The sequence below is a fragment of the Streptomyces sp. NPDC042336 genome (genome assembly GCF_055581985.1).
Window position 1 is genome coordinate 1 of record NZ_JBVJEA010000061.1, and the last position, 8,829, is coordinate 8,829.

The window sequence follows — 8,829 nt, forward strand, 5'->3', positions numbered from 1 at the left end:
AGCCTCTGGTGGAGACGGTTCTCTTGGTCGAAAACCCATCTACCAGGGGCTTCACCACGTTGTCAGCCCAACAGCCGCACACTCGAAGCAGGTTGGAAAGGGCTCACTGAGTAGCGGCGGCTTGGCAGTATCCGCTCCATCGACTTCAGCCGTACAAATCACAGGCGGGGCAGCTCAGTCAGATGAAACGCTTTGCCAATGAGTGAGCGCAGCCGTGTCACGATCGAGGCCATCGACACCCGCACGCCGACTGGCGAGTGCCCGAACTGCAAGCTGAACGTGGCGTTCGACCACGTCAGCCGACGCGATATCTGGCCGGTCTTGAAGGACAGGCCCTTCGCCGCCCGCTCAAGTGCAGATTTCAGCGGCGCCAGCACCAGCGCGGAGCCGCGGCCCAAGGACGACATCTTCCGCGTTGTCCAGCACATCCTGTCCTGCCAGAACTGTCGGAAGACCGCCGTGGTGCACCAGCACTGGGGTCCGGACCTGCCCAAAGGTGACGACCTCGATGGCTTCGCCGAAGCGGTCAAGGAAAGGGCATCCAAGCCACGGCTTCTGGTCCTGGTACATCCTCGACGGTCGGCGCAAACCCTCGACGAAGCCGCCCCGCAGGAGGTCCGCGACCTCTTCAGCGAAGGCACCAGATGTCAGGAGGCCGGCGCTCTGCGGGCAGCAGCAGCGATGTACCGGGCGGCCGTCGAAGAACTCTGCAAAGACCGCAGCGCCACCGGGCGGAACCTCAAGGACAAGATTGCCGACCTGACCAATAGGGGCGTACCTGCCGACGTCGTCCGCGACCTCGACGAAGCCCGGACTCTGGGCAACTGGAGCCTTCACGATGGGCTGGCCTTCTCCTACGCGGAGGTGGACGACGTGGCTTCGCTGATCCAGGAAGCCGTTTTCGTCGTCTACGTCCAGCCCGAACAGCGTGCTGCCCTTCGCGCGGCACGCCAACAACGCCGCGACCAGGCCCGTGCTGGAGCATGAAGCCGCACGGCACCCCGGGCCCTGTCGGCGCGCCCGGGGTCCAGTCAGAAGCCGAGGGGCGGTCAGTAGTCGTCGCGCTCGGCGTTCGGTCCGTACCGCTCGATGAGGTCGCAGGTGCAGGTCCCGCCTTTGTACTGCGGCTTGTCGCACTCCTCGTGGTGGTCCCACGGCTGCCGCTCCGTCGGGGCCGCCGACGGAGCGGGCTGCGCCGGGGCGGCCTCGGTGGCCGGCACCACGCCCGCCCAGTCCATGCCCAGCGCGGCGAGGGCGGCGCGCTGCTCCGTGGTGAGCTTGTCCCGCCTCGACTTGGTGTTCGGGAGCCAACACCCCGAGCTTCGCCGGCACTGGCTCCGCTACGCCGTCGACCGTGATCGGCAGCCGATCCGTACTGCTTCGGTCGGCAGGCGAAACTTTCTACGCCTGGCCATCGTGTCCACTTACCTTGGTCGCTATGGGAAACAACGTGTCCAGGCGCCACCACCTGCTTCCACAAGTGTGGTTGGAGGGCTTCGCGCGGGACGGAGTCCTCACCGGCAGACGCAGAGCAGCCGGCCGGGACTTTCCCAGCTCAGTCATAGATGCCACGGTGGTCAGCCAGTTCTACAGCAACCCCATGCCGGAGCAAGGGCAAGATGGTCAGGAGGTCGAGAAGTTCCTGGCCGACGACGTTGAAGGGCCTGCTGCCGCAGTCCTCCAAAACATACGCGCAGGCCGTTGGCCGCTAGCACATGGCGATGAATCGGCACTCATCCGTCTCTTGGCTCACCAACTGGCTCGCTCGCAGGCATTCCGCAAGCTGGGCAAGCACGTGGAAGACCATCTCCTACCGCTCATCACCGCCTCAGAGATCACGAAGCACATGGACGAGGGGGCCGATCAGCCCCTTTCGCCTCGAGACCGTAAACGCGTCATCGAAGGCATCATGCGCAACCCTCCCGCCATGGAGAAGCTTCTCGATCCACGGCGCGACCTGCGGCAGCAGCTCAGAACCGCTGATCAGGTGGAGCAGAAATTGGTGAACTGGCAGATGGTCCTGCTGCGCGCCGACCGCCCGCTCCTGCTCCTGGCGGATGGGGGAGTCGTGGTGAAGCAAATGGATGGATCGTTCTCTCCCTACCCGCCAGTGCTGCCTGACGATGCAGAACTCCTTGCACCACTGGCCCCTCACCTCCTGCTGATCCTCACGCCGCGACCTGACCGCCATGCTGACCAACAACTCACGCCAAGGAAGGCCAGCAAGGCAAACCGCGGGGCCCTGGCCCTGTGTCACGACACCATCTACCGGCAGCCAGGACACCCCTGGCCGAAGGGGGCAACCTTGCTGCCGGAGCCCCCGTCCCTGCTTCCTCCCTCCATCACGATCTCCCTAGCCGCAGAACAGGACACTGAGCAACCGATGAGTCATGCGCCGATCGCGCATCAGAGACTTGCTCAGCTAGTCACGAAACTGGGCGGATAGCACCGCACCGACCAGCCCCCGACAGCACGAGACCCCGGGCCCTGTCGTCGGGCCCGGGGTCTCGTACGGCGGCGGGGGAGCGATCAGAAGTCGTCTCCGTAGCCCTCCCGCTCGGAAGGCGGCCCGAACCGGTCGATGGACCAGCAAGTGCAGTTCCCGCCCTCGTACAACTCCTTGTCACACTCCTCGTGGTGCTCCCGCACCGGCCGCTTCTTCGGGACCGCCGGCGGCGCGGGCTGCGGTGCGGACGGCTCCGGGACGGCCTCGACGACCGGCACCACGCCCGCCCACTCCATGCCCAGCGCCGCGAGGGCGGCGCGCTGCTCCGTGGTGAGCTTGTCCCGCCTCGACTTGGTGTTCGAGAGCCAGATCCCCAGCTTCACCGGCACCGGCTCCGCCTCGCCGTCGACTGCAACCTCCACGACCGCGCCGCGCGGGACGGACCGCTGTCCCTCCTTCTCCACCCACTGCGCCAGGGCTGCCAGGCCCCGCTGGAACGCCGCCTCGGCCTTGCTCCCTGCCTTCTTCGGCCCCTTGAGGGCGGCCGCCAGCGCCGGACGGAGCTCCGCCGGGGCGGCGGCCGTCACGGGGAGGGTGGTGCCCTGTACGCCCAACGCGGTCAGCCGCTCCCGCTGCTCGGGCAGGAGCTGCGCCCAGGTGCCCGGCTCCTGCTGCCGCCACCGCCACGTTCCGATGTCATCGCCCTCGAAGGTGACGCCCGGCGCGATGTAGGGCAGGTGGCCGTCGGCGTCGACCCGATCGGCGAGCACCCGGTAGTGCCGCTGCCAGTTGAGCGGCCAGGGGCAGTTCCAGTCCCGGTCGATCGCGGCCAGCTGCTTCGCGCGCTCCTCCGCCCGCTTCGGGTCCTTCCCGAGACCGCCCTTCCGGCGCAGGTTGGCCATGTACTGCCCGATGGGCACCATCGCCTCGCCTTCGCCCCACACGGCGTCCTGGCGCGGGGCAAGGTGCCCGGTGGCCCGGTGGTAGGACCGGAGCGCGGCGAGCTTGTTCTCCCACGCCTCCTCGCCCGGCTCCCACACCATCCCGGCCTCCGGCGCGTCCAGCAGCAGCTTGCGCCGCTCCTCCAGCTCCCCGGCCCGCAGCGCCTTCCGCTGCTGGTGCACCCATCGGCCAAGCGGAAAGTCCTTGGTGACGCCGACCTCGACCTCGACGTCATAGGGCACGGCGTAGAGGCCGGTGATCTCGTTCTCTGCCCGCCACCGCAGCAGGGCCTGGTAACCCACCAGCCAGACCAGGGACTCCGGCCGGTAGACCCGGGTGCGCAGGAACGCCGCGATGGTCGCCGCGTCCCGGGGAGAGGAGAAGTGGAGCAGCGCGGCTTCGGCGGCGGCCTGCGTGTCGTCGTCCTCCTGGTCCTCGCCGTCGCCCTCCCCGCCGGCCCCGACGATCTGCCCGTCCTCGTCACGCCGGACGTGGACCTTGCGCTTCCCGCTCGTGAGCGCGCGGGAAGCGAGCTGCTCGACGAGTCGTTCATCATGCGAGCGCAGGCCCTGGAGGACCGCTACAAGGGGGCGGAAGCTGGCGCTGGCGACCATGTCGGTCGGGTCCTCGTTCGGTTCCAGGAACACCGGCACGATGATCCTGGCCACCTTCGTGCTGCCGTCCTTGTTGAGCCTCAGCGCCCGGCCGATGTTCTGCACGATCTCCACCTGCGAGCCGCGGGTGTCCGCGAAGCAGATCGAGTCGACTCCCCGCTCGCCCGTGATGTCCACGCCCTCACCGAGCACGCGAACGCTGGCGAGGAAGGCGCGGTGCACCCGGCGCCCGGCCGCGTCGATGCCATTGGCGAACTGGCGGATCTTCTCGCGCCGTTCGGCGACGGTGTGGTCGCCGCACAGCCACGCCGACCACACCCGGTCCGGCGGGACATGGCGGCCGGCCTCCAGCTCGTAGAACTCCGCGTCGATGGAGGACTTCGGCAGCTTGTCGGCGGCGGCCAGGTCATCGTCCGTGGCATCGTTCATGTACAGCTCGGCTGCCGTCTCCGGGAGCTTCTCCGCGAACGCGGCGGCCTCCTCCACCTTCTGGTGGAACGTCATGACCGTACGGAGGTTGTACGCGGCGGCGTGCTCCAGGAGCGCGGTCTGCAACAGCGCCAGGCGCCGGCCCCGCCGCGCCTCCTCCGACTCCCCCAGAACGGGGGAGGGGTCGCGGATCTCCAGCACGTCGATCTCAAATCCCGCAAGGATTTCGCGCTCGATCGCCTCCGACAGCCCGAGCTCCGCGATCCACGCGCCGTAGGTCCCGTCCGGGTTGTCGGCCATGGTCGCGAGCTCCACCTCCTGGCCGTCCGCACCCTTCTGCGGCCGGGGCGCGGCGAGGATGCGCGGGGTTGCGGTCAGGTACAGCCGGAAGGCCGCCGGGATCCGCTGGTTGTCGTGGATCGCCGCCCACGGACGGCCAAGATCACCAGCGGTTCCGTGGGCCTCATCCACGATCGCGAGGTCGAAGCCGTCCATGCGCTGCCCGTAGAGCCGCTCCCCGCCCGCCAGAGCGGCCTCCAGCGGCCCGCGCACCTTCCGCTGGCCCACGGGCGCATCGATGTCCTCCCGGTCCACGAGAGAGGCGTACGTGGCGAACACGACGACAGGCCTGTGCCCGGCCCACAGGGCGAGCTGGATCGGGTTGGTAGTAGTGCGCACCCCGAGCGCGCCCAGGACCGCGTCGTTCTCCAGCGAGCACACCGCGACCATCGGCGCCCGGTGGCCCACCCGGCGCCACGCCTGGGCGGTCTGCGCGAGCAGGTCCAGGGTGGGCACGGTCACGAGGATCCGGCCGTCCGCGAACGCTTCCAGCGCGCACGCGGCGGCCGTGATCGTCTTGCCCGAGCCGGTCGCTGACACGATCGTGGCACGGGCACCCTGCGGGGGCACAGATGACCTTGCAGGGAATCCCACCCACCTGCGAAACGCGGAGCGCTGATCTACCTGGTGTTCCCTGAGCTGAATCGCTGACATTTCCACGCCCTCCCCGAGCGCTGAATTCCTGTGGTCTTTCAGAGGGCCGCATGCGGAATGCAGGACGCACCCAGGTCGTTCCAGATCGACGCATCCGCCTTGTGCCAGCCGCCCGGCTTCCCGTCCCTAAGGGACGGCTCGTCGTCCGGGTCGTAGTGCCCGGCATCGAGCGTGCAGACCACGACGTCCCCGTCCGCGTTCCGCGTCCGCGCCGTGCACAGACCGCCGGCCTCACCCAGCGCCTCCAGCACCGGCCGCCGCGCCGTGGCGTGCGGGAGAGTGCCAAGCAGCACGTTCTCCCGGACGAACCCCTCCAGCCGCACCAGGTCCGTCCGTTCACGCCGCCTCACGTCCGCGATAGGTACGGCCAGTTCAACGGCCCCGACCGACCGGCCACCACGCCGGAACCACTCCCGGCCCGCGACGCCCACCAGGGCCTCGCTCACCACCGTCACCCCACCCGTCTGCGAACAGCGAGCCCCGAGAGGCCGGCGCCCTGCCGTCCAGCTTCACCACCTGGCACAGCACCCCGGCGACCGCCCCCGACCTCCAGCGCAGTCACGAGATCGTCCACCTCACTCGCGGGCACGCCCTGCGCCTGGAGGAACACGTGCAGCCGGGCGTTCACGGCCGCCGTCTGGTACTGCTTCACCCGACGCACAAAATCACTGCTCAACGGGGGATCGGGTCCGGTAGATTCGTAGTGATTGGTCATTTACAATCGTTCCTCCGGGGAGGTTCCCGGGTGATTTCTGGTGTCCTATGTTTTCGCCAACTGTACATGCTGCATCAATGAGATTCTTCAGCCGCCCCTCCGGCGAGTGAGGAGCCACTGGGCGTTGACGACGTTGGTGAGCAGGGCGACTGCCGACGTGCCAGCCCGGATCGCGACGCTGCGCGTCACCCGATCGGTGGCCGTTCTGAAGAAGCTCAATCCGAGGTACTCGCCACATTGAAGCACCCGACACGAACCGAACCATCTTCCCCTGTAGGCCGGCCCGCGAAAGGGGAAGATGTGGGGTACCCGCCGGGGCCATTTGGGGGTCATCGTGCGGGATCGCGGGTCTCTCCGTGGTTTCGATTGAACCGGTTGGTGGTGTCGTGCGTACAGGGAGTGTGGGAAGTGCCCGCTGCTGTCGTATGTGAGGGAGTAGGAGATGCCGGCACCGAGGGATGATGGCGAGGTTGCGAGTGAGATACGGAGTATGCCTGATCGGTATTTCAGGGATCGCTTCGGGAATCTTGTTCTGCCTCCTGCAGCAACGGTTGATTATCCTCATGCGTCTGTAGGGTGGATTCTAAAGGGCTCGACTAATCGTAAAACGACTTTGGGTCCGGAGACGGCTCAAGCATTGAGAGAGCGGGGTTTCGAGCGTTATCTGAGGGAGAGTCCAAACAGCCCGAGGCGGTGGTGTCTGGATTCCGAGACACCCAAAAGGAATCGTAATGATAGGGCTTGGCGGGAGTCGTCTCAGGTGAGTGTTGCGGCGTATGCGGCGATGCCTGTGCAGTCTCCCGCGAGGATGCAGGCTGTCCAGACTGCTGGGCCTGTCGGGCGTACTGTTGCTCCCGCACAGGACTATCCGGCTGTGAATCCGGTGCCGGCTTACGCTGCGTATGTGAATCCAGCTGCTGTGTCCAGGGTGCAGGCCGGGACCAGTCACTTCTCGTTGTATGGGTACACGAGCGGGGGGCGCCCGGCTTCATCGACTCCGGCGGAGGGCTCCCCGTCGAGCCAGCACCAGTATCCGTATCAGCAGCCCCCTGCCCAGGATCGTGGCCGTGGTCGGGGGCGCTGAGTGCCTGTTTCGTTCCCCGGACGTTGCCCGGTGATGATTGGGTTCCCGGTTCGCCAGTGTGGAGCGAGAGCTCCGTTACTGGGCGGCAGTCATGTGCACATCACTTCCCATGAACCGGTCCAATGAGCGTTTTCAGCGTTGACGCTCCACGGTGAGGACGGCGGCGGCCATGGCCGTCATGCGGTGGAGGCTGCAGCGGGCTCTGCGGAAGACGCGCCAGGACTTCAGTCTCGCGACGCTTCGTTCGACCGGTGCTCGTGCCGCTGACAGGGCACGGTTGATCGTCCGCTCGGTCGCGGTGAGGTCCTGGTGCAGACGGCGTCTGATGGGTGTGGTCACCGTGGGCCGGCCCCAATGTAGGCGCGGTCGGCGAGGACGGGTACGTCTTGGCGCTCGCAGGTCCGGATGCTGCGGTGGGTGCGGGCCCGCGGCCAGGTCGTGGGTGTGTCGGGGCAATGCGGGCGAGATCCACAGCAGCTTGCCCGCAGGATCAGCCGCGATCTGCACGTTCACGCCGTGGCGGCAGTGCTTCTGGGAGAAGTCGGCCCGGCTGTCGCCGACCCGGTCCATTCGGCGAGCGTTCCGTCGAGCAGTACGTGCTCGGGATCGGTCTTCCGCAGGACCCGCAGCAGCCCGGGCGCCCGGCGGGACAGCTAGCCGACGACGGTGGCGACGTAGGCGTGGGCACAGTGCCGACGGAATGCCGGCGAGAGCACGCTGGTGTGGCGGGAGCTTGCAGCGGAGGTCACCCTCACGGGTGACGATGAGCATGGTTACCCACTCAACGAGGGCGTGCGGGAGGTCGAGTGCGGCAGGATAGGGAACCAACGAGGCTCCTGCGCTGATGAGTTGAGACGTCGAACACCTCTCTCAACGGCACGGGAGCCTCGTGCGTGGCGGGAGGCCGCCCCGTCGCCCGACCGGTGGCCACTCTGAAAACGCGCAGTGGCAACTTCAGGTGAACCGCCCCTCGGGCCCAGTCGTAGTGAGGGATGAACATCCGTCACTCTTCGTCAGGAGAAACCCGCGCCCCCTACTGACAGCAAAGGCGCCGACAGCAAGGCGGCTGACAATAAAGTCATCGCAGACCTGCTGAAAGATCAGCAGTCCATGGTGAGGAGGAAAACGTGGCAAGGAGGGTGGGTGGATCGGCAAGAACGATCTATCCAAAATCAGGAGAATTACAATCAAAAGCCTCACCAGGATCCAGCTGGGGACCCGCATCTCGCCAAACACCTCAAAGCCGGCGTGGGCCCTACACGGTCCACCTCACGCCGGTAGCGAGCTTATTTAGTTGAAATCCATATCTCCTGGTCGTCCGGTCCGTAGGCCCATTGACTGTCCCGCGTAGTGGCCTGTGCGGTGCGGGGTGCCGCCGAGAGTCGCGAACGCAGTGTCGGCCGCCCCGTACGGGTCTGTTGTTTCGGGTGAACGGGTTGGGTCGTGGGCCCGTTGTGGGGGGTGGGCGTGTTGGCCCGTCTGGTTGAGAACTACTAAGACCGTGTCCTACGTGGCGGTGACTCGTTGGTCCGTTCATGGGGCGGGGTACGTGGAGTTGGATTGTTCCGGACGGGTTGTGGGAGATCGCGAGGCCGTTGATCCCGCC

The 8,829-nt window shown here is 67.0% G+C and carries 6 protein-coding genes and 1 pseudogene; 2 read left to right on the forward strand and 5 right to left on the reverse strand.

The annotated features are described in order from the left end of the window. Positions 1-198: 198 nt before the first annotated feature. Positions 199-987 carry a DUF4145 domain-containing protein gene (locus ACZ6IM_RS41825; protein WP_319217934.1) on the forward strand — a complete coding sequence of 263 codons (789 nt, stop codon included), beginning with the start codon at positions 199-201 and terminating at the stop codon, positions 985-987. Positions 988-1,049: 62 nt separating this feature from the next. On the opposite strand, the gene ACZ6IM_RS41830 is transcribed toward ACZ6IM_RS41825, so the two are convergent. Next, positions 1,050-1,238: a hypothetical protein gene (locus ACZ6IM_RS41830; protein WP_319217936.1), complete on the reverse strand. Its 189-nt coding sequence runs from the start codon at positions 1,236-1,238 to the stop codon at positions 1,050-1,052. Positions 1,239-1,438: 200 nt separating this feature from the next. On the opposite strand from ACZ6IM_RS41830, the gene ACZ6IM_RS41835 reads away from it, so the two are divergent. Continuing rightward, complete coding sequence (locus tag ACZ6IM_RS41835) at positions 1,439-2,446, forward strand: DUF4238 domain-containing protein (RefSeq protein ID WP_319217938.1); 1,008 nt, start codon at positions 1,439-1,441, stop codon at positions 2,444-2,446. Between the two features lie 83 nt (positions 2,447-2,529). Here ACZ6IM_RS41835 and ACZ6IM_RS41840 read toward each other — a convergent pair whose 3' ends face one another. The 4 genes and pseudogenes from ACZ6IM_RS41840 to ACZ6IM_RS41855 form a co-directional block, all read right to left on the reverse strand. Then, on the reverse strand, positions 2,530-5,424 hold the full coding sequence (locus ACZ6IM_RS41840; RefSeq protein WP_319217939.1) for a DEAD/DEAH box helicase: 2,895 nt from the start codon (positions 5,422-5,424) through the stop codon (positions 2,530-2,532). Between the two features lie 38 nt (positions 5,425-5,462). Further along, positions 5,463-5,870 carry a hypothetical protein gene (locus ACZ6IM_RS41845; RefSeq protein WP_319217940.1) on the reverse strand — a complete coding sequence of 136 codons (408 nt, stop codon included), beginning with the start codon at positions 5,868-5,870 and terminating at the stop codon, positions 5,463-5,465. Between the two features lie 5 nt (positions 5,871-5,875). Next, positions 5,876-6,139 carry a hypothetical protein gene (locus tag ACZ6IM_RS41850; RefSeq protein WP_398918961.1) on the reverse strand — a complete coding sequence of 88 codons (264 nt, stop codon included), beginning with the start codon at positions 6,137-6,139 and terminating at the stop codon, positions 5,876-5,878. A gap of 1,216 nt (positions 6,140-7,355) precedes the next feature. Next, positions 7,356-8,051: pseudogene (locus tag ACZ6IM_RS41855) on the reverse strand (transposase family protein). Between the last annotated feature and the right edge of the window lie 778 nt (positions 8,052-8,829).